General features: G+C 63.0%; 18 protein-coding genes and 1 pseudogene. 12 read left to right on the forward strand and 7 right to left on the reverse strand.

What is annotated here, in order from left to right; genetic code table 11:
* Positions 1 to 59: 59 nt before the first annotated feature.
* The gene (locus tag DVR09_RS13995; protein ID WP_115417988.1) at positions 60 to 3,629 is read left to right on the forward strand and encodes a hydantoinase B/oxoprolinase family protein; all 3,570 of its coding nucleotides are present in this window, start codon (positions 60 to 62) and stop codon (positions 3,627 to 3,629) included.
* Here the strand turns inward: DVR09_RS13995 and DVR09_RS14000 are convergent, their stop codons facing one another.
* Positions 3,630 to 5,051 (reverse strand): aldehyde dehydrogenase family protein, encoded by a 1,422-nt coding sequence (locus DVR09_RS14000; protein ID WP_115417577.1) that lies wholly within the window; start codon positions 5,049 to 5,051, stop codon positions 3,630 to 3,632.
* A 130-nt stretch (positions 5,052 to 5,181) separates the two neighbouring features.
* Between DVR09_RS14000 and DVR09_RS14005 the strand changes: the two genes are divergently transcribed.
* Positions 5,182 to 6,318 (forward strand): acyl-CoA dehydrogenase family protein, encoded by a 1,137-nt coding sequence (locus tag DVR09_RS14005; RefSeq protein WP_234041474.1) that lies wholly within the window; start codon positions 5,182 to 5,184, stop codon positions 6,316 to 6,318.
* Positions 6,315 to 7,058: an acyl-CoA dehydrogenase family protein gene (locus DVR09_RS14010; RefSeq protein ID WP_115417581.1), complete on the forward strand. Its 744-nt coding sequence runs from the start codon at positions 6,315 to 6,317 to the stop codon at positions 7,056 to 7,058. The genes DVR09_RS14005 and DVR09_RS14010 overlap by 4 nt, the downstream gene beginning before the upstream one ends.
* Before the next feature lie 207 nt (positions 7,059 to 7,265).
* On the opposite strand, the gene DVR09_RS14015 is transcribed toward DVR09_RS14010, so the two are convergent.
* Positions 7,266 to 8,243, reverse strand: coding sequence for a helix-turn-helix transcriptional regulator (locus DVR09_RS14015; RefSeq protein WP_234041475.1), 978 nt, complete (start codon positions 8,241 to 8,243; stop codon positions 7,266 to 7,268).
* 117 nt (positions 8,244 to 8,360) lie between these two features.
* Between DVR09_RS14015 and cysD the strand changes: the two genes are divergently transcribed.
* The 3 genes and pseudogenes from cysD to DVR09_RS14030 all read left to right on the forward strand — a co-directional run bounded on the left by cysD (position 8,361) and on the right by DVR09_RS14030 (position 12,092).
* Entirely contained in the window at positions 8,361 to 9,281 is a 921-nt protein-coding gene (gene cysD / locus DVR09_RS14020) for a sulfate adenylyltransferase subunit CysD (protein ID WP_115417989.1), read from the forward strand.
* Positions 9,282 to 9,403: 122 nt separating this feature from the next.
* Positions 9,404 to 11,355: pseudogene (cysN, locus tag DVR09_RS14025) on the forward strand (sulfate adenylyltransferase subunit CysN).
* An 89-nt stretch (positions 11,356 to 11,444) separates the two neighbouring features.
* On the forward strand, positions 11,445 to 12,092 hold the full coding sequence (locus DVR09_RS14030) for a helix-turn-helix domain-containing protein (RefSeq protein WP_115417585.1): 648 nt from the start codon (positions 11,445 to 11,447) through the stop codon (positions 12,090 to 12,092).
* A gap of 25 nt (positions 12,093 to 12,117) precedes the next feature.
* On the opposite strand, the gene DVR09_RS14035 is transcribed toward DVR09_RS14030, so the two are convergent.
* Complete coding sequence (locus DVR09_RS14035; protein ID WP_115417586.1) at positions 12,118 to 12,510, reverse strand: VOC family protein; 393 nt, start codon at positions 12,508 to 12,510, stop codon at positions 12,118 to 12,120.
* 471 nt (positions 12,511 to 12,981) lie between these two features.
* Between DVR09_RS14035 and DVR09_RS14040 the strand changes: the two genes are divergently transcribed.
* Entirely contained in the window at positions 12,982 to 14,457 is a 1,476-nt protein-coding gene (locus DVR09_RS14040; RefSeq protein WP_199798575.1) for a N,N-dimethylformamidase beta subunit family domain-containing protein, read from the forward strand.
* Positions 14,454 to 15,779, forward strand: a complete 1,326-nt coding sequence (locus DVR09_RS14045) for an NAD(P)/FAD-dependent oxidoreductase (RefSeq protein ID WP_162814980.1) — start codon at positions 14,454 to 14,456, stop codon at positions 15,777 to 15,779. Before DVR09_RS14040 ends, DVR09_RS14045 begins: the two co-directional genes overlap by 4 nt.
* A 75-nt stretch (positions 15,780 to 15,854) precedes the next feature.
* Here DVR09_RS14045 and DVR09_RS14050 read toward each other — a convergent pair whose 3' ends face one another.
* A complete protein-coding gene (locus DVR09_RS14050) occupies positions 15,855 to 18,152 on the reverse strand; it encodes a TonB-dependent receptor (protein WP_115417591.1) in 2,298 nt (765 codons plus the stop codon).
* A gap of 143 nt (positions 18,153 to 18,295) precedes the next feature.
* On the opposite strand from DVR09_RS14050, the gene DVR09_RS14055 reads away from it, so the two are divergent.
* Complete coding sequence (locus DVR09_RS14055) at positions 18,296 to 18,997, forward strand: TetR/AcrR family transcriptional regulator (RefSeq protein WP_162814981.1); 702 nt, start codon at positions 18,296 to 18,298, stop codon at positions 18,995 to 18,997.
* Positions 18,998 to 19,004: 7 nt separating this feature from the next.
* Here DVR09_RS14055 and DVR09_RS14060 read toward each other — a convergent pair whose 3' ends face one another.
* Together DVR09_RS14060 and DVR09_RS14065 are read right to left on the reverse strand one after the other, a co-directional pair.
* Positions 19,005 to 20,408 carry an alpha/beta hydrolase family protein gene (locus DVR09_RS14060; protein WP_162814982.1) on the reverse strand — a complete coding sequence of 468 codons (1,404 nt, stop codon included), beginning with the start codon at positions 20,406 to 20,408 and terminating at the stop codon, positions 19,005 to 19,007.
* A 22-nt stretch (positions 20,409 to 20,430) separates the two neighbouring features.
* The gene (locus DVR09_RS14065; RefSeq protein ID WP_115417597.1) at positions 20,431 to 21,402 is read right to left on the reverse strand and encodes an alpha/beta hydrolase; all 972 of its coding nucleotides are present in this window, start codon (positions 21,400 to 21,402) and stop codon (positions 20,431 to 20,433) included.
* 242 nt (positions 21,403 to 21,644) lie between these two features.
* Between DVR09_RS14065 and DVR09_RS14070 the strand changes: the two genes are divergently transcribed.
* Entirely contained in the window at positions 21,645 to 22,493 is an 849-nt protein-coding gene (locus DVR09_RS14070) for a DUF6544 family protein (RefSeq protein ID WP_115417599.1), read from the forward strand.
* A gap of 67 nt (positions 22,494 to 22,560) precedes the next feature.
* Here the strand turns inward: DVR09_RS14070 and DVR09_RS14075 are convergent, their stop codons facing one another.
* Positions 22,561 to 23,244, reverse strand: a complete 684-nt coding sequence (locus DVR09_RS14075) for a hypothetical protein (RefSeq protein WP_234041476.1) — start codon at positions 23,242 to 23,244, stop codon at positions 22,561 to 22,563.
* Between the two features lie 187 nt (positions 23,245 to 23,431).
* Here DVR09_RS14075 and DVR09_RS14080 point away from each other — a divergent pair, with 187 nt between their 5' ends.
* Both DVR09_RS14080 and DVR09_RS14085 read left to right on the forward strand, forming a co-directional pair.
* On the forward strand, positions 23,432 to 24,892 hold the full coding sequence (locus DVR09_RS14080) for a flavin monoamine oxidase family protein (RefSeq protein WP_115417602.1): 1,461 nt from the start codon (positions 23,432 to 23,434) through the stop codon (positions 24,890 to 24,892).
* Positions 24,889 to 25,524: a c-type cytochrome gene (locus DVR09_RS14085; protein WP_115417604.1), complete on the forward strand. Its 636-nt coding sequence runs from the start codon at positions 24,889 to 24,891 to the stop codon at positions 25,522 to 25,524. Before DVR09_RS14080 ends, DVR09_RS14085 begins: the two co-directional genes overlap by 4 nt.
* The last annotated feature ends 4 nt before the right edge of the window (positions 25,525 to 25,528 follow it).

Below are 25,528 nucleotides of genomic sequence, written 5' to 3' on the forward strand. Positions count from 1 at the left end.
GGCTTTCGAGAGAGCCGTTTGAAATTTGGCGCGGCGCATGCGAAGCGCAAGCGATGGGCATGAGCAAAGGAACCGGCGCATGGCGCTTCGCAGTCGATCGCGGCGGCACCTTCACCGACGTCGTGGCCGTTACCCCCGCCGGGCATCTGGTGACCGACAAGCTGTTGTCGGAAAACCCGGATCATTACGACGACGCGGCAAGCGAGGCGGTGCGGCGGCTGATGGCGCATCATGGCGCAGGCCCTGTTGTCGAAATGCGGATAGGGACCACGGTCGCGACCAATGCCCTGCTCGAACGCAAGGGAGAGAGACTCGCTCTGGCGACTACACGCGGCTTCGGCGATGCGCTGCGGATCGGCAATCAGGCACGGCCCGAGATTTTCGCCAGGCATATCGTTCTGCCGGAACAGCTACCTTCGTGCGTGGTCGAAATCGATGAGCGGATGGCTGCCGATGGCGAGGTCCTGACGCCTCTCGACGAAGACGCGGCGCGCGCGCAATTCGAAGCATTGCGCAAGGATGGTATCGACGCGCTTGCCATCGTCCTCATGCATGGCTGGAAGTATCGCGCGCATGAAGAGCGTCTCGCGGCCATCGCCCGCGAGCTTGGCTTTGCGCAGGTCAGCGTCAGCCACGAAGTCTCCTCCCTCATCCGCCTTGTCCCACGCGGCGATACCACTGTGGTCGACGCCTATCTCTCTCCTGTCCTTCGGCGCTACACCGACGGTCTGCGTGCGGGCCTTCCCGAGACGCGAAGCCTGCGCTTCATGCAATCCAATGGAGGGTTGGCCGAAGTCGGCGCCTTTCGCGGCAAGGATGCGATCCTGTCCGGCCCCGCAGGCGGCGTTGTCGGCATGGTCGCGGCGAGCGAGCCGCTTGGTCATGCGAAGCTCATCGGTTTCGACATGGGCGGGACCAGCACCGACGTGGCCCATTACGCCGGCGAACACGAGCTGACCGGCGACAGCGTGGTGGCAGGCGTGCGCGTCGCGGCGCCGATGATGCAGATCCACACGGTGGCGGCGGGCGGCGGCTCCATCTGTCAGTTCGATGGCGGTCGTTTCCGCGTCGGTCCCGAAAGCGCGGGCGCCGATCCCGGCCCTGCCTGCTATCGCAAGGGAGGCCCGTTAACGGTTACCGACTGTAATCTGTTCCTCGGCCGCCTCGATCCCGCTTTCTTCCCGAGCGTTTTCGGCCCCGGCGGCGACCAACCGCTCGACCGGGAGGCTTCGCGGGCGCGGCTGGAGAAAATTGCAGCCACGCTGTCCGATTCCCGATCGCTGGAGGAAATCGCCGAAGGTTTCCTCGCCATCGCTATCGACAATATGGCCAACGCCATCCGCAAGATCAGCGTGGCGCGCGGGCACGATGTGACGACCTATGCGCTCGCCTGCTTCGGCGGTGCGGGCGGCCAGCATGCCTGCCGCGTCGCCGATGCGCTGGGTATGGAGACAGTGCTGGTCCATCCGCTGGCGGGGATATTGTCCGCCTATGGCATCGGCCTCGCACCCGTGAAGGTCATCCGCGAAGTCAGCATCGTGCGCGGGCTGGACGAGGGATTGTCCGTCGAATTGGACACCCTCAAGCGCGAGGCACGCAATGCCCTGCTCGACCAGCATATCGCGGACGAAGCCATCGAGATCGAATGTCGCGCCCGATTGCGATTCGAGGGCAGCGACAGCTTCCTCACGATCGAGTACGGGGACCGGGACGCGATGGATCGCGCCTTTCGTGCCCTCCACCGCCAGCGCTTCGGTTATTCCGATGACGAAGCGAAAATCATCGTGGAGGCGCTCAGCGTCGAAGCCAGGGGATCGTCGGGCGGTCTCGGCGCGGCCCGGGCCGAGCCGATGGCCGTCGCGGGCACGGCCTCTGGCACCTGGCCTACGGTGGAACGCGTTGCCTTGGCTCGAGGCGTGCCGGTCGATGGTCCGGCCCTGATCGTCGATGCCGCATCGACCACCGTGGTCGAACCGGGCTGGAGGGCGTGTCTGGCCGAGGAAGGCAGCCTCGTGCTGACCCGTACCGAAGCGATCCACCGCGAACGTGCGGCGGGCACGCAAGTCGATCCGGTCCGCCTCGAAATCTTCAACAACCTCTTCATGGCGATCGCAGAGGAAATGGGCGTCGTCCTCCAGTCGACCGCAACCTCGGTCAACATCAAGGAGCGGCTCGATTTTTCCTGCGCGCTGTTCGACGCATCGGGCGCGCTGATCGCCAATGCTCCGCATATACCCGTCCATCTCGGCAGCATGGGCGACAGCATCGCGCGGGTGATCGAGGCTCGCGGTGCGGGGCGCGATGGCCGCGGCTTCCGGCGCGGCGACGCCTACGTCCTCAACGATCCCTATCGCGGCGGCACGCACCTGCCCGACATTACCGTGATCGTGCCGGTCTATTTCGGCGAGGATGGCGCGGAGCCGGACGCCTTCGTCGCGGCGCGCGGACATCACTCTGACATTGGCGGCATCGCCCCCGGATCGATGCCGCCGGAAAGTCGGAGCATCGAGGAGGAAGGCGTGTTGATCGACAACGCGCTTCTCATCGAAGAGGGGCATTTTCGCGAAGAGGAGATGCGCGAACTGCTCGCTTCCGCGATCCACCCAGCCCGCAAGCCCGATCGCAACATCTCCGATCTGCGCGCCCAGCTAGCCGCCTGCACGCGCGGGATGGAACTGCTGCAATCGGCCGCGCGCGATCAGGGCAGCGAGGTCGTCACGGCCTATATGGATCACGTACTCGCCAATGCCGAGGAAAGCGTGCGCCACCTGCTTGGCAGGCTGGACGACGGGGAATTCGTCTATCCGATGGACAATGGCGCAAGGGTGCAGGTTGCGATCCGCATCGACCGGGACGACCGCTCCGCCGTGTTCGACTTTACCGGAACGAGCGATCAGCTATCCGATAATTTCAACGCGCCGAAATCCATAACGCGCGCGGCGGCGCTGTATGCCCTGCGCACGCTGATCGACGATGCGATTCCGATGAACGACGGCTGCCTGCGCCCGGTCGAACTGATCGTGCCCGAAGGCTCCATGCTCAACCCGAAGCCCGGCGCGGCAGTGGTGGCGGGCAATGTGGAGACGAGCCAGGTCGTCACCGATGCGCTGTTCGCCGCGACCGGCCGCCTCGCGCCGAGCCAAGGCACGATGAACAATTTCACCTTCGGCAATGAGGCGCATCAGTATTACGAAACGATCTGCGGCGGCTCGGGCGCGGGGATCGATCATCACGGCACCAGCGCGGTGCAGACGCACATGACCAATTCGCGGCTGACCGATCCGGAAATCCTCGAGACGCGGCTACCCGTGCGGCTCGACGCCTTCTCCATCAGGCACGGATCGGGCGGCGACGGCGCGTATCGCGGAGGCGACGGGGTCGAGCGGCGGATTACCTTCCGCGAACCGATGCGGGCCAATATGCTCGCCAACCGGCGCAAGGTTGCTCCGCGCGGTATCTGCGGTGGGAAGGACGCCGCCCCGGGCCGAAACTGGGTCGAGCGCGCCGACGGCACGCAAGAGGAACTCGGCGCGACGGGTTCGGCCGAAATGCAGCCCGGCGATGCTTTCGTGATCCTGACCCCGGGCGGAGGGGGCTTCGGCCCGCCCCGCCCGGATCAGGACGCGTGATCAGACGGCCGCGTCGCGCTTGACCGTGATGACCTGCGGATAGGTGAATTCCTTCAACCCGTCCAAGCCGTATTCCGCGCCGAAGCCCGATTGCTTGTGCCCGCCGAAGGGCGAGAACGGCGAAAGGTGCATGAATTCGTTGATCCAAACCGTGCCGGTTTCGAGCTGTTCGGCAATCTCGACGCCCTTGTCGGTATCCTTGGTCCACACCGCCCCGGCGAGGCCGTATTCCGAATTGTTCGCGCGTTCGATCACTTCGTCGATGCTGTCGAATTTCAGCAGCGGCATGACAGGCCCGAACTGCTCCTCGGCCACGATGCGCGCATCTTCAGGCGGATTGTCGAGGATCGTGATCGGCACGTAATAGCCCGTGCCCGAGGGGTCCTTGTCCCCGCCGGTCAGGAATTTGTAGCCATTGTCCTTGGCGTCCTGGATCAGCTCCAGAACGCGCTCGTACTGCTTCTTGTTCTGGATCGGGCCGACGCCCGTGCCCTGCTGCGATCCGTCGCCCACGACCACGGTCTTGGCGTATTCGGCGATCGCCTTGCTCAGATCGTCGTAGATGTCCTTGTGGATATAGACCCGCTTGGCCGCGATGCAGACCTGGCCGGCATTGGAAAAGCTCGACCAGAAGAGCTGTTCGGCCACTTTCTCGACATCGGCATCGGGCAGCACGATCGAGGCATCATTGCCGCCCAGTTCCAACGTGATGCGTTTCAGGTCCCCGCTCGCGCCTTCCATGATCTTCTTGCCCGTCGCGGTCGAGCCGGTGAAGGTGATCTTGTCGATATCGGGATGCTCGGTAATCATCGGGCCGAGACTGTCTTCCCCGGTGATGATATTCACCGTGCCCGCGGGCACCACGTCCTTGATCAGCTCGGCAATACGCAGCGTGGTAAGCGGGGTGAAGGGCGACGGCTTGAGCACGATGGTGCAGCCCGCGACCAGCGCCGGGACGATCTTCTGGATCGCCATCATCACCGGGAAGTTCCACGGCACGATACCGCCGACCACGCCCACCGGCACGCGGCGGGTGCGCGAGAGGCGCGTGTCGTCATCCTGATTGACCACATCGTCGAGCGTCAGTGTCGACTGCGCGGCGGCGAGCCCGGCAGCGCCGTAGATTTCCTGCTGCGCCTGGGCATGCGGCTTGCCCTGCTCGGAAGTCAGCAGGCGGAACAGCTCGTCGGCATTTTCCTTGATCGCGGCGGCGATGCCCTGGACGACCTTCTGGCGTTCTTCGGGCGAGGTCTTCTTCCAGTCCTTGAAGGCGCGGCGGGCGGCGGCGACCGCGCGGTCGAGCTCGTCCTTGCCGCAAGCGGGCACACGACCGACCACCTGTTCGTTGGCGGGATTCAAAACCTCCAGCCACTCGCCATTGTCGACCATCTCGCCATCGATCAGGTTTCTGTAGTCAGCCATCGTCTCTCTCCTCGCGGAATCTCGGGATTCGTCTCTCTGAAACCACAGTGTCGGGATTCGTTGCTCGATGCAACGGGTCTTGCGCTGCGGCGTGAGATTGGCGAGAGCAGTGCGCGAGAGAGGAGAGCGCGTGCAGACTTTCGTCACCGAACCGGTCGACTGGCCCGATACGGCACCAGCCCTGCGCGAGCAGGTGCGCGCGCTGGTTGCCGAGCATGGGGAAAGGGATCCCGTCCGCCGCGCCAATAGCTGGACCAAAGCCGCCCCCCAATTCAGCCGCAAGCTCGGCGAGGCGGGGCTGCTCGGCATGACCTGGCCGACCGAATATGGCGGGCACGAGCGCAGCCAGCTCGAACGCTATGTGGTGATCGAGGAATTGCTGGCGGCGGGCGCACCGGTGGGCGCGCACTGGATCGCCGACCGGCAGAGCGGGCCTCTGCTGCTGCGACTGGGCAATGAGGAGCTGAAGCGCCGCTGGGTCCCCGCCATCGCGCGGGGCGAAGCCTACGCCTGTATCGGCCTTAGCGAGCCGGGCTCTGGCTCCGATCTTGCCTCGGTACGGACCACGGCGCGGCGCGACGGGGACGAGTGGATCATCGAGGGCCAGAAGGTCTGGACCACCGGCGCGCATGTGAGCCATTTCATGATCGCGTTGGTGCGCAGCGAGGCGGGGAGCGAGCGGCAGGCGGGCCTGTCGCAATTCGTGATCCCGATGGATGCGCCCGGCGTCAGCGTGAAGCCGATCATCGATCTCACCGGCGCGCATGAATTCAACGAAGTCTTCTTCGAGGATGTGCGCCTACCCGCTTCCGCCCTGCTCGGCACCGAAGGCGAAGGGTGGAAGCAAGCGACCGCCGAACTCTCGCTCGAACGCTCGGGGCCAGAGCGGTATCTGTCGTCCATGGTGCTGTTCCTCGAGCTGGTGCGCCATGCGCAGGGCAAGGACGATCCGGTGCTCGCGCAGTTGGTTGGGCGGTTGGCGGCGGAGGCTTGGACCCTGCGCCTGATGAGCGCCTCAGTCGCGGCCAAGCTGGCGCGCGGCGAGGACCCGGCGCTGGAGGCAACCATGGTCAAGGATCTGGGCAATTCCTACGAACAGGCGATCCCGCAACTGGTGCAGGCGGCGGTCGATTTCGGCGATGCCGAGGCCGAAGTGCTCCGCGCGGTGTGTTTCTATCTCCTTCAGGTCAGCCCGAGCTTCTCGCTGCGCGGGGGCACGCGGGAAATCATCAAGGGGATCATTGCCAGGGGGCTGGGGCTTCGATGAGCGACACCCGCCGCATGCTGGCCGAAATGGCCGATCCGCTGTTTGCCGAACTCGGCCCCGATGCGCCGAGCGAGCGCGCCCTGCCGCAACTCGAGGAACTGGGCTTGCCGCTGTTGCTTGTGCCCGAGGCAAAGGGCGGGTTCGGCGGCGACTGGCTCGACGCGTTGATCGTCTTCCGGCTGGCGGGCTATCACGCCTTGGGTGTCGACCTTCCCGCAATCGCCGTCGGCAAGGTTGCGGGCGCCGGAGAAGAGCAGCACCAGTCGCTCATGGCATTCGCCCGCGCGGCGCAAATCGCCGGAGCGCTCGACGCCGCGCTCGGCCTCGCCGTGGGCTACGTCAACGAACGCGAGCAGTTCGGCCGCCCGCTGGGCAAGTTCCAGGCAGTCCAGCAATCGCTGGCGACCTTCGCCTGCGAAGCGGCCGCCGCGAACTGCGCCGCCATGGGCGCCGCGCAGGCGCTGAATCGCGGAGCCGCACAGTTCGAGATCGCGACCGCGAAGCTGCGCGCCAACCGGGCCGTCGAAATCGGCACCACGGTCGCGCATCAGGTGCATGGCGCCATCGGGTTCACACAGGAATACGCCCTGCACCACTTGACCCGACGCCTGTGGCAGTGGCGTTCGGAATATGGCAACGATGCCCATTGGAGCCGCAGGCTCGGCAGCGCGGTCACCGCGCGCGGCGCGGACCGGTTCTGGCCCGACCTCACGGCGCGGACCGACCCGGCCTGTAGGTGACAGATGGTTACACCGGTGTCCGCCTAATCCTACATTGACAGGTATTTGAAAATACTTACTTATTTGCGCTTTTCGCCGGTCCAGGGTGACACATTGCGCGTTTCCTTCCGGTGCCGATCGTTTCCCGCCTCACTCTGAGCCAGGCATAGTCGTGCAGCCGCAACCGGGCATAACGGAGCCCCTGCCCTGTAGGAAAGGCGCCCGGCCCTAGGCCAGGGCAAGCACCCCGGTCAGGATATTGCGCACCAGATCCACCTGCCCGCGCGCGCCGGTCTTGGCGTAGATCCGCTTGGAGTAATAGCGCGCCGTTTCGAGAGTCAGGCCGTGCAGCCTTGCCGCTTCCGCGATCGAGGCGCCTTGCGAGAGCGACCATGCCAGCCGCGCCTCGGCGGGCGTCAGATCGAACAGGTCGACCAGTTGTTCGTGACGGTCCGCGCTCGACGACCGGTCGCCGCGCAGATAGATCATCGCCACGGCCTCGCCATCGCCCGCCAGCGCCGGGAGCCGGACCGGCGAGACGAGAATATCGATCCAGGGATCGCGCGCCAGATTGATGGCGCGCGGCCGAACCCCGCGATCGGCCGAACATTCCCGCGCGAAGCGGGTCAGCGCACGATCGGCTGCCGGAGACGACGAAATCAGCCGGTCGTAGGGGCCGCGCCGCAACACGCCCGAACGTTGAAGAAATCGCTGCGCCTGTCCATCGAGCCCGACGATCCGGCACCGGGCATCGATCGCGATCCAGCCGAAATTCATGCGCGCGAAGGCGTCCGCGCTCATCGATGCGCGCGCTTTTTCCCGCTCGAGCGACGACAAGACCTTGAGCGCCACGCGAAGATGCGGTGCAAGCGCGGCCAGCAGGCTGGAATGTTCCGCCCGCAACCCGCCGTCCGAAAGGATTGCCAGCCAGGCTTCCAATCCGCCGCCATCGGATAGCCGCGACGCGCGCAGGTCGCCGGCCGCATCCTCTGCAAGTTCGGCCAGCGCATAGACCCGGCCCTCGCGCATGTCGCTCGTCAGCACTGCTGCCTGATCCGCACATTCGCCTCGCGACAGGACCATGGGCTCGCGCGCTTCCCCCGATTGCAGGACCAGCATTGCCCCCGAAGCACCCGAAACGCCGCGCAGCCGCGCGAGGAAGGTGTGCCACATAGGCTGCTCGAAAACCCCGTCATGCAGGGGCACAAGAAGTTCTGTCTCTCCAAGATTGGGAATTCGCATAATCTGAGCAGGATACCTCCCATATGGGAGGTTCGCAAGCATGCCTGCATGTTAGCGAGCGCGGGTTCGAAGGACGATTTTATGACCGACACCACCACTTTGACCCATCTCCAGCGGCTCGAAGCCGAGAGCATTCATATCATGCGCGAGGTCGCCGCCGAGGCGGACAAGCCGGTGATGCTCTATTCGATCGGCAAGGACAGCGCGGTGATGCTGCACCTTGCACGGAAGGCATTCTACCCCTCGCCCCCGCCCTTCCCGCTGATGCATGTCGATACGACCTGGAAATTCCAGGACATGTATGCGCTGCGCGAAAAGGCGGCGCAGGATGCGGGAATGGAATTGATCGTTCACCGGAACCCCGAGGCCGAGGAGCGCGGGATCAACCCGTTCGATCACGGCCCGCTGCACACCGATATGTGGAAGACCGAGGGGCTCAAGCAGGCGCTCGACAAATACGGTTTCGATGCAGCCTTCGGCGGGGCGCGCCGCGACGAGGAGAAAAGCCGCGCCAAGGAGCGCATTTTCTCCTTCCGCACCGCGACCCATGGCTGGGACCCGAAAAACCAGCGCCCGGAACTGTGGAACCTCTACAACGCCCGCAAGAAGAAGGGGGAGAGCATCCGTGTCTTCCCGCTGTCCAACTGGACCGAACTCGACATCTGGCAATACATCATGGCCGAGAATATCGAGATCGTGCCGCTTTATTTCAGCGCCAAGCGCCCGACCTATGAACATGAAGGCGGGCTGTTCATGGCCGACGATATCGACCGGCTGGAGAAGGTCATGGGCTATCGCCCCGAGATCACTGAACGATCGATCCGTTTCCGCACGCTGGGCTGTTTCCCGCTGACCGGCGCGGTCGAAAGCGAGGCGTCTACCTTGCAGGAAGTGGTGCAGGAAATGCTGCTGACCACCACCAGCGAGCGGCAGGGCCGCGTGATCGACAAGGACGCGGGCGACGCGTCGATGGAGAAGAAGAAGCAGGAGGGGTATTTTTGACGCGCCACGGAATGCGCAGCGTTCCGAAGCGTCAACCCCGGACTTGATCCGGGGTCGCCTTCCAACCGACCGGCTTCACCGACAACGATCCCGGTTTCCGCCGGGATGACGGGACAAGAATTATGACCGACCCTATCTGCCAGACCGACGCCCTCATCGCCGAGGACATCGAGGCCTATCTCGAGCAGCACCAGAACAAATCGATGCTGCGCTTCATCACCTGCGGCAGCGTGGACGATGGCAAATCGACCCTGATCGGCCGCCTGCTCTACGATTCGAAGATGATCTTCGAAGACCAGCTTGCCGCGCTCGAAAACGACAGCAAGAAGGTCGGCACGCAGGGGCAGGAAATCGATTTCGCCCTGCTGGTGGACGGCCTCGCCGCCGAGCGCGAACAGGGCATCACCATCGATGTCGCCTATCGCTTTTTCTCGACCGAGAAACGCAAATTCATCGTCGCCGACTGCCCGGGGCATGAACAATACACGCGCAACATGGTCACCGGCGCCTCGACCGCCGATGCCGCCATCATTCTGATCGATGCGCGCAAGGGCGTGCTGGTCCAGACCAAGCGGCACAGCTTCCTGTGTCACCAGCTCGGGATCAAGAATCTCGTGCTCGCGGTCAACAAGATGGACCTGATCGATTACGACCGGGAAAAGTTCGACGCCATCGTCGCGGATTACGAGCATTTCGCGGAAAGCATCGGGATCGAAACATTCACCGCCATCCCGATGTCCGGCCTTGCGGGGGACAATATCACCACCCGGTCGGACAATACGCCATGGTACGAAGGCCCGGTGCTGATCGACCACCTCGAACAGATCGAGGTGCGCAGTGCAGCCAATCGCGACAAGGCATTCCGCCTGCCGGTTCAGTGGGTGAACCGCCCCAATCTCGACTTCCGCGGGTTCTCGGGCCAGATCGCCACCGGAACCGTGAAACCGGGCGACATGCTGCGCTCGCTCCCGTCGGGCAAGACGAGCAAGGTGAAATCGATTGTCGTCATGCCCAGCGCCGGTGCCGCAAACCAAGCCGGCGCGGAAGGTCATCTCGAGGAAGCCGTCGCCGGCCAGTCGATCACGATCACGCTCGAAGACGAAATCGACTGTTCGCGCGGCGATGTGCTGGCAACCGCCGACAGTCCGCCCGAGGTCGCCGACCAGTTCGAAAGCACCATCGTATGGATGGATGACGAACCGCTGGTGGTCGGGCGCGCCTATTGGCTCAAGCTGGGCACGCAGACGGTCAGCGTCACCGTTGCGCACCCGAAATACGAGATCGACGTCAACAATCCGGCGGGCTCGGGGTCACATCTCGCTTCGCAGACGCTCCATCTCAACCAGATCGGCGTGTGCGAAATCACTACCGACAAGCGCATCGTGTTCGATCCCTATGCCGAAAACCGGGCGCTGGGCGGCTTTATCCTGATCGACAAGATCACCAACCACACCGTCGGGGCGGGCATGCTGCATTTCAGCCTGCGCCGCAGCCAGAACGTCCACTGGCAACCAACCGACATTGCCCGCGAACATCATGCCCAGATGAAGAACCAGACGCCGCGCGTGCTGTGGTTCACCGGGCTTTCGGGCTCGGGCAAGTCGACCATCGCCAACGAGGTGGAAAAGAAGCTGGCAATCATGAACCGCCACACCTTCCTGCTCGATGGCGACAATGTGCGCCATGGCCTCAATAAAGATCTCGGCTTCACCGAAAGCGACCGGATCGAGAATATCCGGCGCATCGGCGAAGTGGCCAAGCTGATGACCGATGCGGGGCTTATCGTTCTCACCGCCTTCATCAGCCCGTTCCGCGCCGATCGCCGATTGGTGCGCGACATGATCGATGCCGGCGAGTTCATCGAAATCCATGTCGATACGCCGCTGGAGGTGGCCGAGGCGCGCGACGTCAAGGGGCTCTATAAAAAGGCCCGCGAAGGTAAGCTGAAGAACTTCACCGGCATCGATAGCCCTTACGAAGCCCCCGAAAACCCGAGATCCGGGTGAACACCGTCGAAATGACACCGGAGGAAGCGGCCGATTACATCATCAGCAAGATCCTGCCGCTCAAATAGGCATCGGGGCCGTCACCACGGACGGCCCCTCCCGCGCGAGGACCCGGACAGTGGCTCCCGCTTTCCTTATGCGCAGTTTGAACGATTGAGTGGCCGAGCGATTGATCCTTGAGAAGTGGGCTTTCACAGCCCGGAGTGCTGGATACGAGACCATCGTTCCCGATGGCTGCCGCGATGTCATCATTCGCAAATCGATCGGCCTTGCGCCGGTCGTCTTCGTCAGCGGGCTGGACGATTTTCCGCGCCGGATTGCGGTTCGCGAAGGCGACTCTTTCATCGGATTGCGCCTTCGTCCCGGCGTCACGGTGGGCGCGGATCCAGGTGCCGTCCTGGCTATGGATCGCGCCGATCTCGATGACATGGCGGCGATCCGGCAGGCCCTGATTGCCTGCCCGCGAACGACGGAGGCATTGGCCGCCCTCAAGAGCGCTCGCGGCACTGCGGATGCCGCGCGGGAACTGGGTGTGTCCATCCGCACCTTTCAGCGCGTGGTGAACGAAGCGACGGGCCGTTCTCCCGCGTGGTGGCGCCGCCTCGCCCGCGTCCGAAGAGTCGCGGCCAAGATCGCTTCAATTCAGGCTCGACAAGACAGTCTCGTCGAAATGGCGGTCGATGCCGGTTTTTCGGACCAGGCCCATATGACGCGCGAATTGCAGCATTGGCTTGGCACAACGCCCGGTCAATTGCGACGAGGCGGGCCGGTCGCCGAAGCGCTGAAGGCCCGCGGCTATGAGTGAGTGCCGACCGGGCGCAATCGCCGGACTAGCTGCCTGACGGCGCCACTGGCGAGCAAATTTCGACCAGATAGCCATCGGGATCGGCAATATACGCGGTCGTCTGGCCCCACGGTTCGTCCCGAACATCCTGTTTCACGATTGCGCCGGCTTCCTTCGCCTTTTCCAAGGCGGCGGCGACATCGTCCGTCTCAAACGCAATTTCGAAGACGGGGGCATCGGGATTTGCCGGAGCTGGCGATTTTCCAAGCTGCCGCATCAACTGTACCGACGAAAAAGCGAGCTTGGTTTCTCCCGTGACAAGCTCTCCGTAATCTCCGCCTTCATGGAGTAGCCCGCGCTTCAACCCGAAAGCGCGCTCGTAGAATGCAAGGCTGTCTGCGACATTGTCTACATACATGATCGTGTACCGAAGGATCATTCAGAGCTCCTATTGCTGTCACCCGACAATGGATGCACGGTCCCGATCCGTCTTGAATCAACGCGCCACATCACCCCGAGAAATGCGAATTGCGATTGCGCGGGTTTCGAGCTGAGCTGTTTCAAGCGAATTGGGCCAGGCCAAGGACGGCTTGGGGCTACTAGAAACATTCACTCGAGCGCCTGTCACCGGGTTCGTCGGCCGCCGCTGTGAGCCATGGTGGACGGTGCCGCCACCAGCTTCGCCGCGGGCATCCAATCGATCCATCCCATACATGCTCTTAAGAGCTGGAGGGCCGGGCTTCTTCACGGGACCGAGAAAGCATGGGCAGTACCCATCCGCATTGACAGGGAAGATTAAATCGATATTTATCGATTTATGAGCTTACCATGGTTTTACCCGGATCGGGTCAGCGTAGCGCCCGGAGACGAACTCGCCATACACGCCAGCGCACCCCCCGGTCTTTACCATTTGAAGATTTCGCGGGTTGGCAGCACAAACGAACTCAAATCGACGGTCGAGGACATCGTCATCGACCAAGGCGAGATACCGGCAAATGTCGAATCTTGCGGGTGTAGTTGGCCCGTCGTTCTCCGGTTCACGATCCCCGCCGACTGGAAGACCGGCTATTACGATCTGTACCTTGCCGGAGCCGATGGTGAAGGCACCCATCATTTCTTCAACCTGAAACCTGGGCCAGGCAAACCTCGCGCTCGGGCCGCGATCGTCCTCGCGACCAATACCTACCAGGCCTACAATTACTGGGGCGGCGCAAACTCCTACGCGCATGTCGAAAAATTGATGCGTGGCGAGGTCGATGCCGCCGGGTCAGAACAGGAGGCAAAAGGGCGGCTATCGCGCATGCGGCCTTATGCGCAGGGCTTGCTGATGCCTCGCCTCGGCCAGCCGCGGCTGGTCAATCCCGCCCCGCGCGAGTTAGGCATGGCCGCACACCCTGCAACGCCTGAATGGATGGCCGAGCACCAACCATCCCCTTACGACTTTTCCGCCTGCTTCGTCGGCAAGTGGGAACACGCTTTCGTGTGCTGGGCGGAAGAAAACGGGGTCGAACTCGACTATTTCACCGATCAGGACCTCGAAGCGGGTGCCGGAATCCTCGATCCGTATCGAGCCGTCTTCCTGGTCGGCCATAGCGAATACTGGTCGGCCTCCGCACGCGATGCGATCGACAGTCTGCACGAGGCGGGAGGGAATCTGATCGTCTTCTCCGGAAACACAGCATATTGGAAGATCCGCTGGGAGGAGGACGGCCAGGTCATGGCAGTCCATAAATGGCGCGGCGAGAGCGACGATCCCCTATGGGGCACGCCGGAAGAGGGCCGCGACGGCACGCATATGTGGTCGCACCCTGCCTTTGGACGCCCGGAAGCGGAGATGACGGGGCTTTCCTTCCTCTATGGCGGCTATCACCGCCTCGGCCTATGCGTCGGACGGGGATCGGCCGCCTACACCATCTATGACGACAAGCACTGGGCGCTGGAAGGGACCGATCTCTACTATGGCGATTGCATCGGCGGCGACATCCCTCTGGTCGGCTACGAGAACGATGGCTGCCCCATTCGTGTCGACCGGCGCGGTCTGCCCGTGCCCGACGGAGGGTTTGGCGTCCCCGACGATCTCTCCATCATCGCGCTCGCACCGGCCACGCTGTTCGAAGACCCGGCCGCGCCCTACCCGCCGATCGTGCCGCCCGGCGATATCGCCATACTCGCGCGGATCGCGCATGGCGAAGACAATCCGGTCAACCGCGAACGTCTGCAACACGGGCATGCGGTCATGGCCTCGTTCCGCCGCGGAAATGGCGAAGTGTTCAATGCCGGGACCACCGAATGGGCGCATGGCCTGGCCGCGGGCGATCCCTATGTCGACCGGATAACCCGCAACGTCCTGACCCGCTTCGGCGTCCCGATCGGGGCCGCCGATTGAACGCCTTCCCTTTCCGTGAGCTGAGCCCCTGGCTCTCCGAACCGGAAGACCGGCAACCGCTCCTGCTCGGACATACACGCGCCGATGTCGCAATTGTCGGCGGCGGCTATACGGGCCTTTCCACCGCCTTGGCGCTGCGCGAAAGTGGGCTGTCGGTCGCACTGGTCGAGCAGGATTTCTGCGGGTCCGGAGCGAGCGGGCGCAATGCCGGACATCTGACCCCGACCATCGGTAAGGACCTGCCTACGCTGCTGAGACATTTCGGGGAGCAACGCACCGGTGATCTCGTTGGCTTCGCGGAAGAGGCGGTCAGGCATACAGAGAAGGTGATCGTGCGGTTATCGCTCGATTGCGACTATCGCCCAGTGGGCAATGTAATTGCCGGCCTGCATGCCCGCCATCGCCCACCGCTGGAGCGCGCGGCCCGGGTCGCGGAGATGGTCGGCGCCCCTTTTCATTTTCTCGACGAGGCCGATGTGCGTGCGCGCGACCTCCCGCAATTCGTCAAATTCGGCGCGATCGAGGCCAGCGGCGGGCATCTTCACCCGGGCAAGTACGTACAGGGATTACGGCGAGCCGTATTGCAAGCCGGGGTCGAATTGTTCGAAGACACCTCCGTAACCTCGATCGAACGGAAAGGCAGCCGGGTCCATCTCCGAACCGCCAGCGGATCGCTCGATTGCGAGAAGCTGGTGTTGGCGACGAATGCCTATACGCCCTCGACCCTCGGCCGGATGGCCTATCGCGTCTTCCCGCTGCGGGTGTCCCTTTTTCGCACCCGGCCGCTGTCGACGGCGGAATGGGACAGGGTCGGCTGGGCACGCCGCGAAGGCATCTATACCGCGCATGAATCGCTCGAAAATTTTCGCCCCCTGCCCGATGGGAGAATCCTCGGGGGCTCGAAGGTCGTTCAATATGCCTTCGGCAGCAAGCTCGCCCCCGGGTCGCAGCCATCGGCTTTTCAAACCCTGACGGACCTGTTCCGCAAGCGGTTTCCCGAACTCCGGGATGTCGCGATCGAAGATTTCTGGGGAGGATGGATCGCGATGACGCTGGATTTCCTGCCCTTCTTCGGTGCCGACAAATCGGACCGGATCGTCCACGCAATGGGCTATAACGGGCACGGTATCGCGCAGGCGACCTTCGCCGGATCGATGGCGGCCGACCTTGTCATGGGCCGTCGAAACCGCTGGGTCGAACTTCTCCGCCGCCACTCGCTTCCCCTGCCTCCCGAGCCGTTCCGGTGGCTCGGAGTGAAAGCGCTGCTGGGCTATCTTGGCAGGATCGATGCGAAGGTCGATCACGATCTCTCTCGTCCCTAGACCTGCGGATTTGCGACCCGGCAGCAGGAGTCAGCCGATCGGCGCGATCCGAACGCCGCGCCGATCTCAAGCAGCCTAGTATTTCAGGATCAGTTGGACGCCATAGGTGCTCGGATCATTGTAGTTGAGCTGGTCGGACGTAATCACGGGAGCATAGGAGGTGATATATTTCTCCCCGAAGATGTTCTTGCCCCACATGGCCAGTTCGAGACTCTCGCTGGCGTTCTGCCAGGCGAGGCGCGCATTGACCTGGCCGTGATCGTCGACGCGCGACACCGGATCGTTGTCGGGGAACAGGAATATCGACGATGTGTAGGAACCGTCGATCCGGGCCTTCAGATCGCCGCTGGCCCCAAGCGGGAAACGAAAATTGACGCCCCCGGCCGCGGAAAACTCGGGCGCGTTGACCATCCGGTTGCCCGAGAACGCGGCACCCCCGAATGCGTCGAATTCCTCATATTTGCCATCGAGCAAGGTGATCGAGGCAAAAAGATCGAAATTGCGTGACGGGCGGATGGTCGTATCCGCCTCGAACCCATACACCCGTGCATTGCCGGCATTGACCTTGCGCTGCACCGGGATCGGGCCGGTCAGGTCGAACACGAACACCTGAAGGTCGCGATAATCGTAGTAGAATGCGGCGGCGTTGAACTGGACCAACCGGTTCAGGATTTCCGTCTTGAGGCCGACCTCATAAGCATAGAGTTTCTCTGACCCGAAAGGCTGCAACTGGACGAGGTCCGTCGAAGCACCGCCCGCGAAACCCCCGCTATTGTAGCCCTTCGAGAAGGAGGCATAGACGAGAGTTTCGTCGAGATCATAGTTGAGGGCGAGGCGCCAACTGAGATCCTCGAAACTCTCTTCGCCTGAAAAGTCGAGGATCGGAACGGTGACGTCTGAATAGGCCTTGGTCGGGGCAATGCCTCCGATTGCATCGAAGAGGCTCCGATATTCCATCGCAATCGTGTCATGGGAATAGCGCAGGCCAGCCGTCGCGGTCAGCCGTTCGGTCAAGGGAATGTCTGCCTGACCGAACAGCGCATAGCTGTCGGTATCCTGCGTGTAGGGGTAGCGCAGCAATCCAAGCGAATTGACCGGGTCGAATGTCCCGAGGAGATCGTTCGGATCGCGCAGGCTGCGCAGGAGATCGAAGGCGTTGTCGGTCTTCAGCTCGTCGTGGAAGTAATAGCCTCCGATGATCCAGTTGAAGTCGCCCCCGTCATCCGACTGGAGCCTGACTTCCTGGCTGAACTGCCTCGGGCGGTCCTCGTAATAGGCGACGACGAGATCCGCCGGACTCGCGTCGGTATCCTCCAGCGTTTCCCGGTTGACCTGCTCATAGGCGGTGATCGAGGTGAGCAGGACCGAGCCAAGCTGGAGTTCGCCGGTCAGCGACGCGCCGAAGGTCGAGATGCGCTCCGCACCCTCGACATTGTAGTCGCCTGCAAAGATGTCGTCGTCGGTATCGGCATAGCCGAGGCCATCAGTGGGCGTGCCATCGGGAAGCGTTGCTGGATTGCCGAAGAAATCGACACCCTGCCCGCGATGCTGGAACTGCCGCGCACCGCCAGTGCTCTTGCCGCCATGTACACTCAACCTGAGCAACAGATCGTCGGTTGGCCTGAGATCGATAATTCCGCGTAGCGCCCAGCGATCGATATCGTTGACCTGGTTTCCCGTGACACGATTGAGCGTTGTTCCGTCCCGACGATGATAGGTCCCTGCCGCACGAAAGGTCAGCGCCTCACCTACGATCGGGCCGCCGACCCCGGCCTCGGCGACGAATTCGTCGAACCGGCCGTAAAGGATGTTGGCATCGGCGGTGAAATAGTCCGTCGGCTTTCGCGACGAGAAGCGGATCGCACCGGCGGTCGTGTTGCGGCCATAGAGCGTCCCCTGCGGCCCTTTGAGAATTTCGATCCCTTCGCTGTCGAAGACATTGAAGAGCTTTCCGGAGTTGGCGCCCAGGAACACGTCGTCTACATAGACGCCGACCGCGCCGGTCGTGTTGGAGTTGAAATCTCCGATACCGACGCCGCGAATGAAGAGCGAGGTGGTCGAGGCCGCAGTCCCCGCCTGCATCGAAAGGCTGGGTACGAGCAATGTGAGGTCGCGCGGATCGCGAATGCTCGCTTCGGTCAACGTGTCTCCACCGAATGCCGAGATGGCGATGGGTACGTCCTGCACATTCTGGCTTCTGCGCTGGGCCGTGACGATGATCGGCTCTCCGATAGCCTCATTCTCGTACTCTTCCTCGGCCGACTGCCCGAGCGAGGCATCGGGATTTGTCTGGGCATGGACCTGCGGGGCACCCCCCAGGGCACATCCAGCCAGCAGGACTGATTTGGCGGCCGAGCCGATCGAAACTTTCATAAATCCCCTCCCAAACGATCAAAACGATTCATATCGTGTTTGAGCGGGCAATTTCGCGAGGAAAGCGCGTATGTCAAGCTTGAAATAGATATTTATCGGTATTTTTATCGGGTTTTTTGATTGAGCGCGCGGGTGTGCGCGTTATGATCGCCATCGAATTATCGATCGGAGTGAAGGCCTTGGGAGCAGCATCGTCATCAGGCTATCGCGAACCGCGACAGGAGCGCAGCCGCAAGCGTTTCAACGCCATTCTCGATGCGGCGGCCGCGCTTCTCGAAGACAAGGAGCCGGACGATATCAGCGTATATACTCTCGCCGAGTCCTCGGGAGTGCCGCCAGCGTCGATCTACCACTTCTTTCCCGATGCGAGCCTCGTCTTCGTCGCCCTGGCCGAACGCTATTATCGCGAGTTCGTGCGCGACATGGACAGCGATCCTCCGGCCGGAATTGCGAGCTGGCAGGAATTGCACGCTTTCCGCTTCTCCGAAGCGAGGGACAGGTTCAACGAAAGAAAGGCGGCCAGGCGCCTGCTGCTGGGCTCGGGCCTGTCCGCAACCATCCGCGCGCGCGATCTCGAGGTCGACAGGCAGCTCGCCGAATTGTCGGCACTCGAACTCACCAAACTCTTCGCCATCCCCGAAATTCCCAACCTCGTCGACCGGCTTACCGAGATGTTGGTCGTCAACGATGCGATCTGGACGCTCTCGGTCCATCGGCATGGCTACATAACGACCGAGCTGGACGAGCAGGCACGCCGCGCCCGTGAAGCCTACACCCGCACTTTCCTGCCGGAATACGCGCCATTGAGAGATCAGGCCCAATCGGAAGAGGCCAGCGACACGTAAAATCTGGTCACACAGCATCCGACAGAAGGCACGCGGCGATCCGATCCGCGACGTCGGGTTTGCGGATGAGGAAGGTGTAGAGCGCCATGTGATCCTCGTCCCGAATGATACGGTTTTCATCCGGCACCCGCCATCGATCGAGCAAATCGCTGGCAAGGCGAAAGGGCGTGGAGCTATCGCGCGTGCCCAGGCAGGCCACAATAGCCTCCGGATCGATGGACGGGGTATCGGGCGGGTCGAGCAGCGGGCGCAGCTCCGCGAGCAATTGGTCGGTCCAGCCAGCCTGTCGGACTGCGTCGGTCAGACCGAGAAGCTTCGAAAGATGCCCCAAGGCAACGACCTGATCGACATGGCCGGAACCGGCACCGACAAAAGCCATGTCCGGGCGCATGGCTTCCGGCCAACCCCCGCAATGGCCGACGATCTGCTGCGTTACCAGGCCTCCCAGGCTGACGCCGCCCACACCCACTTTGCGCGAACCGTTTTCGCGCGCCCATGCCACGAGGATTGCCGCCTCCTGGCATTGCGCGGAAAACAGCTCGAAAATCGAAACCGGCGCGCGGGCCAGATAGGGCTCGCCGCTATAACATCCGGGCAATTCGCGCCGCCCATGCCAGGGCGATTCCGGCAGGATCGTCCGGATGCCCCGCGCGGCCAGCCGCCGGGCCATGTAATCTTCTTCCGGCCAATAGCGAATGAGATCGTAGGACATTCCCAAACCGCTGCCGAATATGAAACTGGGAATGTCTGCGTTGCCGGGCGCCGGCTCGTAGACACGCGCGGTCACGACATCGCCATTGGTGAATGGCGAGGGTGAATGAAAGCGAAGCAGGTATTCTTCGCCGACCGGTCCCGGGATGGCGTTGGACCGCGTGACATCGATCGGATCGGCAGGAGCGGCATAGAGTTCCGCCGGATTGGCGAGCCAATCCGCGGAACGCTGCAAAGCGAGCACCGGCGCGGGCACGGAGAAGCCGGTCGGCGCAATGCTGGGTTCGTTCCAAAGGAAGCGAAACAGCATGCCGGGCTTGATCGCCCTTTCCGACAGCGAGCGCCGCTCCTCCTCGAGCGCGACGAGATCCGATGCGTCGATGGGCAGATCTTCCCACATCGCTCGCTCCCATGTCTCTTCGACGGGACGCAGCGCCTTGCGCCGAAGAGCAAGCTCGGTGAGCGCCCTTGCCGCAGGCTCGACCAATTTGCGTTTTGCTTCCTGGTCGGCGCCCAATGCGGCAAGAAAAGCCTCTGGCTCATCATGCTGGAAGGCCGCAGCCCGTGCCCGCGCCATGCGGAATTCACGCGGCAGCATCGCCAGCTTGAGATCGTTGAAGACGCCGCTGGCGAGCGGTCGGCCCAACGGGCTGGCGAGGATCCGATGCATCGTGGACGGCTTCAGGGTGGTTCTGGTCATGAATAGTGTATCCTGGTGGACGCTAGGCGCCTGCATCATGAGCAAGCAATCTAGCGGTCTGGCGAAATTTGATAGCGAAAGTGCGGTGTCCCACCTTCAAACTCCGCACCCGAGTCACGCCCCACGCCTGGACGAATTCTTCGATCGCTTCCGCGGAACAAAACAGATCGTAGGCACCGTGAACGACTCGAAACGCATCGGGATCGCTTTTCGGTAGACCGGCAAAATGCGGAGTGACCAGCCGCATGGCTCGTTCGATCTCTCTATCGTCGAAACCCGCATTGCTGGCGGCGAGCGCCATTCCCGCGCCGATGGGCGACCGGAAAATGGTTTGGAATGGATCGACGGCGGGGATCAGCAAGAACACCCTGTCGAGCGCGGCAAGCAAGGCAACCTGCGCTGCAATATTACCGCCCAGGCTGATCCCGCTGACGAACACCCGGCGATAGCCCTGCTGTCGCAAGGACAGGACCAGTGCCGCTGCATCGTGTGCCCCTTGGGAGAAGCCGCGAACGAGGCGCGGGACATCGCCGCTGAGAAGATACTGCCCGCTATAGCCGGACGCGCTTGGTGCCCGGTCCATATGCCAGGGTAGCGCGATGACGAACACGTCGATTCCCTTGGCCAGAAACGGACGGGCCATGAGGCGCTCGGCCAACCAGCTCGGCGCAAAGCCACCATGCAACATGACGATGGCCGACTTCGACCGCCGATCCGCTGCAAGCCATCGCTCGCCATGGACGCGGTCATTGGCGCTTTCGCCTGAGGGGACCGGCGAGGGGAAGGCGAAGGTCTCGACCTTGCCCCTCGCTCCGTCCGCAGAATCGAATGCGACAGCTACCGGCTCGACCGGGCGGAGCAGCGCGCGCGGATCTCGCTCCGCCAACGTGGCAAGCTCGTCCAGATCCGCCCGATTGGATACGATCGGAGCTTGCCGGCGACGCGCGACCAGCCAGCCATTGAGACGATCGGCTGCGTGATGAAGAGCTTTCATCGCAGGCTCCGGACCGCCTTTGCCAGACTCGTGCCGAACACCGCGCGCGGGTACGCTGTCGGTGAGTTGCCGCCGGTGCGCAAGATGCCAACACCGCGCCGTGCGCGCCGCTGCGCGGAGCTATCACTGGACGAGCAAACCGGCTGTTCGTAACGCGATTGCGAGCGGTATCTCATTGTACCGGGGAGTGATGCACCCCAATATCGGTACGGCGCCCCAAGCAAGCCCCTATGAGTTAAGTCATGTTGAAGATCCTGATCGTGCTTGCTGTGATTGTTGCGGTATGTTTTGCATCGCTGGCTTTCTGGCGCTGGAACGACACACGCATCGAAAGGGCGGTGTGGGACAAGCTGGCCGCAGCGGATAAAACCACGCCCGAACGGTTCGACAGGGCGATGGTGGAAGACCTGCCGGAGGCGGCGAGGCGCTATTTCGACTACACGATCACGCCCGGCACGCCGCTTTCCTCCATTGTCATGCTCGAGATGGAAGGCAAACTCGGGCTCGGCGACAAGGGCAATCCGGGCTATCGCGATTTTCGGGCGAGCCAGATTCTCGCACCGCCGCGTGGGTTCGTGTGGAGGCTCGACGCCGGCGCGATAGGAGGCTCCGACGGCCTGGAATCCAGCCGTTCCTGGACTCGCTTCTGGTTCATGGGCCTCGTCCCCGTAGTACGGGTTTCGGACGATAGCGACCATCTGCGTTCGGCGTTCGGCCGACTGGTGGCCGAAGCCGCGTTCTGGGCACCGGCAAGCCTGTTGCCCAGCGACCACGTGCGCTGGGAGGAGGCAGGACCGAAAACCGCTCGGGCCATCGTGTCGAACGGAAGCTTCGAGCAGGCCGTCGAGATCGGCATCGCGGCCGATGGCCGACCGACCGCCGTAACGATTCAGCGCTGGAGTTCGGCCAATCCCGAGGAAACCTACCGATTTCAACCGTTTGGAGGGTCCCTGTCCGACTTTCGCGATTTCGGCGGTTATCGGATCCCGACACGCGTCGAAGGCGGCAACCATTTCGGAACGGACGCGTACTTTCCCTTCTTCAAGGCCAGGATCCGTTCGGCTCGCTTCGTGAACCTCGAAGCCGAGTAGTTCATGCTTCGAGACTCGAACGCGGGCTGTTCGTAGTCGCAGCGAGCCCGGCCAACTGGAACGGGAATCACGCATTGGGCGGGCGAACACCGACAACCATGGTGATGAGCCAAACCGGCACGAGAACCATATAGGCCATCAGTGCGGGCTCCGCGAGCAAGGGCGCCGAGACGAGATTGCCCAGCCAGGCCATCGCCGTCGCGCCGCCCAGCACCCATGAAGCCGCGCGAAATGCGCGCATCGTTCCATCAGCCGCGAAACCGATGAGGATCCACCAGAGAGCACCCAGCAGGAATTCGGCGCGCCCCCAGAGACCCACATTCACGACAGCGGAGATCGTTGTAAAGCTGTCGCGCAGGGCAATGCGGGCGGCTTCGTTCGGCGCCGATTGATAAAGCGCCGAGAGCGTGGGCCAGGCGACCGAGAGAGCGGCTGCACCGATAGCACCGATGAGGCAATATCCGACACCGAACACAGTCGCGTAATTCATCACCGGATTGGCGCGCAGCCGCAGGTGAAGGAAAATCGCAATCGGAATCTGCAAGAGATAGAAGCCCAGCATATCGGCCAGCATGGCCCTCTCGAGCCAGAGTATCGCGGCCCCGTCGAGCTCGACCATCGCAGCGGGATGCTCAAGCAGAGCGGCATCGAAATCGACGCCTGTCAACAACAGCGGGTAAACGGCCAGGCACAAGGCGGCGGCCAGGAGCGCTGCCGCCCTGATAGGCATGAGCCCTACTCTATCTGTCATACTACCCCATCCTTCCTTCTCTTCGCGACGCTTCACCCACGCACGGACAGTCACGACCTATTTTATCGATTTATATCTGTTTTACAAGGCCGTTGTCCGGGCAATATGAGTACATTCGGTCACAGATTGACGAAACGTATCATCACAGCTATCCCTTGATTCGATAATTATCGTGTTTGGGGAAGGTATGAATAATCTATCGGCACGCGGCCCCGCAATCGATCGCCGCAGCCTCCTGGCGAGCGGCGCACTAGCTGCGGTTGCGGTATCCGCCACCGGTGCGACCGATGCGGTCGCCCAAGGTGACCCGGAAATTCTCGACGTGATCATCGTGGGTGCGGGGCTCGCAGGCCTGACCGCGGCCCGCGACCTCGACCGGGCAGGGAACAACTCCTTCGCGGTGCTCGAAGCACGGGACAGGGTGGGCGGCCGCGTCCTCAATCACAGGCTGGCCGGTGGGCATTTCAGCGAGGCCGGGGGGCAATGGATCGGCCCTGGCCAAACGGCCATTGCCGACCTGGCCCGCGAGCTGGAAGTCGAGACTTTCGACTCGATTTACGACGGGCGTATGGTCTTCCGCTGGGGCTCCGATCGCGTCGCTTTCGAATCCGACGGTTCGATTGAAATCGAAGCGGGCTTGATGAAGCGACTGGACGCTCTTGCGGCGCAAGTGCCGCATGACCGGCCGTGGACGGCGCCCAACGCGCGCGAACTGGACCGCATGAGTATTGCGCAGTGGCTCGCGCGCCAGAACGTCGGTGGTCTCGATCTGCTCACGATGAAAATCGCCTCCGTGCTGACGGTCGGCAGCGGCATCGGGAATTGCTCGATGCTCTATTATCTCTCGATGCTGAACTTTGCCGGGGGCTTCCAGCGCCTCGAAGCACAGAAGGGCGGTGCACAGCAGACACGGTTCGTCGGCGGTTCGCAGGTCCTGGCCGACAAGATGGCGGACGAACTCGGGGCCAAGGTGCAGCTCGGAACCGCGGTGAAAGCGATCAGGAACTGGGACCGGGACATCGTCGAATTGGAAACGACGAAGGGGCGGCTGCGCGCCCGCCGCATCATCATGGCGCTGTCCCCGCCACTCTGCCGCAAGATCGCATTCGCCCCTGCGCTGCCCGATGCGCGCCGGGCCTTGCAGGATCGCTGGCCGGCGCATGCGCCCATGTGCAAGTCCGCGATGGCGTACAAACGCCCGTTCTGGTTCGACGAAGGCTATAACGGCCAAATCCTCTCCGCCGATGGGCCGCTGATCTGGGCCTACGACAATTCGCCTCCGCAGCAGGAGATCGGAGTCATCAACGCCTTCCTTCGCGTCGGGGAGGTCAGTCCGGATCACGAGACCGCCAAGCGGCAACTGACTAGGCTCTTTGCGGAGTCGCTGGACGACGACAGGTTCCTCGTGCCGACGGAGTTCCACCTGCACGACTGGGGGCAGGAGGAATGGAGCGTGAGTTGTGTGTCGCCCATGCCCCCGGGACTTCTGACCAGCCCTCTCATGGCGGCGCTCGACGAGCCGTGCGGCCGGCTGTGCTGGTCGGGCACCGAGACCGGCGGCATCTGGAACGGCTATATGGACGGCGCCGTGCGGTCCGGCAGGAAAGCCGCGCTGGAAACGCTTCAGGCATTGAGGGCCGAGGCATGAAGCGCCGCACGGTCCTGATCGGAGCAGCCCTTGCCCTCGGTGTCGGCTATTTCGCCTATCCTCTGGTCGATACCTATCTCGCTGCCAATGCCATCGAACAGCGCATGGCAAGCGAGGCTCAAGCGATCGAGCGGCAGCCGATCCTGCAAGTCGCCGAAGGCTGCTTCGGCTGCCACGGCGATGGCGGGAAGAGTAAATCCGACATCTACCCCTCGATTGCCGGGCACCCGAAAAACTATGTCGCCGAACAACTGCGCGCCTACGCAGATGGCTCGAGAAGCTCCGCCATCATGCAGCCCCTGTCGCTTTCTTTGAGCGATGCGGAAATCGACAGCCTCTCTCGCTGGTTCGCCGCTCAAGACGGGCCTGCCACGAAACTACAGTCGGTCCCCCAAGCGCTGGCCACCTGCACGGCATGCCATGGCGCGGGACTCGAAGGCTCGGCCGATCCCGGCAATCCCGCACCGAGGCTCGCCGGCCAGGGCGCGGACTATGTCCGGGCGCAGCTTCTGCTTTTCAGAAGCGGTGAGCGCGCGGACCCCACAGGAGCAATGAATACCATCGCCGCGGTCATGGCCGAGAGCGACATAGACGAGGCGGCCAATGCTCTCGCGACCGCTAATCGGCGATGAAAAC

The organism is Erythrobacter aureus (assembly GCF_003355455.1).
GTDB classification, from domain to species: Bacteria; Pseudomonadota; Alphaproteobacteria; order Sphingomonadales; family Sphingomonadaceae; genus Qipengyuania; species Qipengyuania aurea.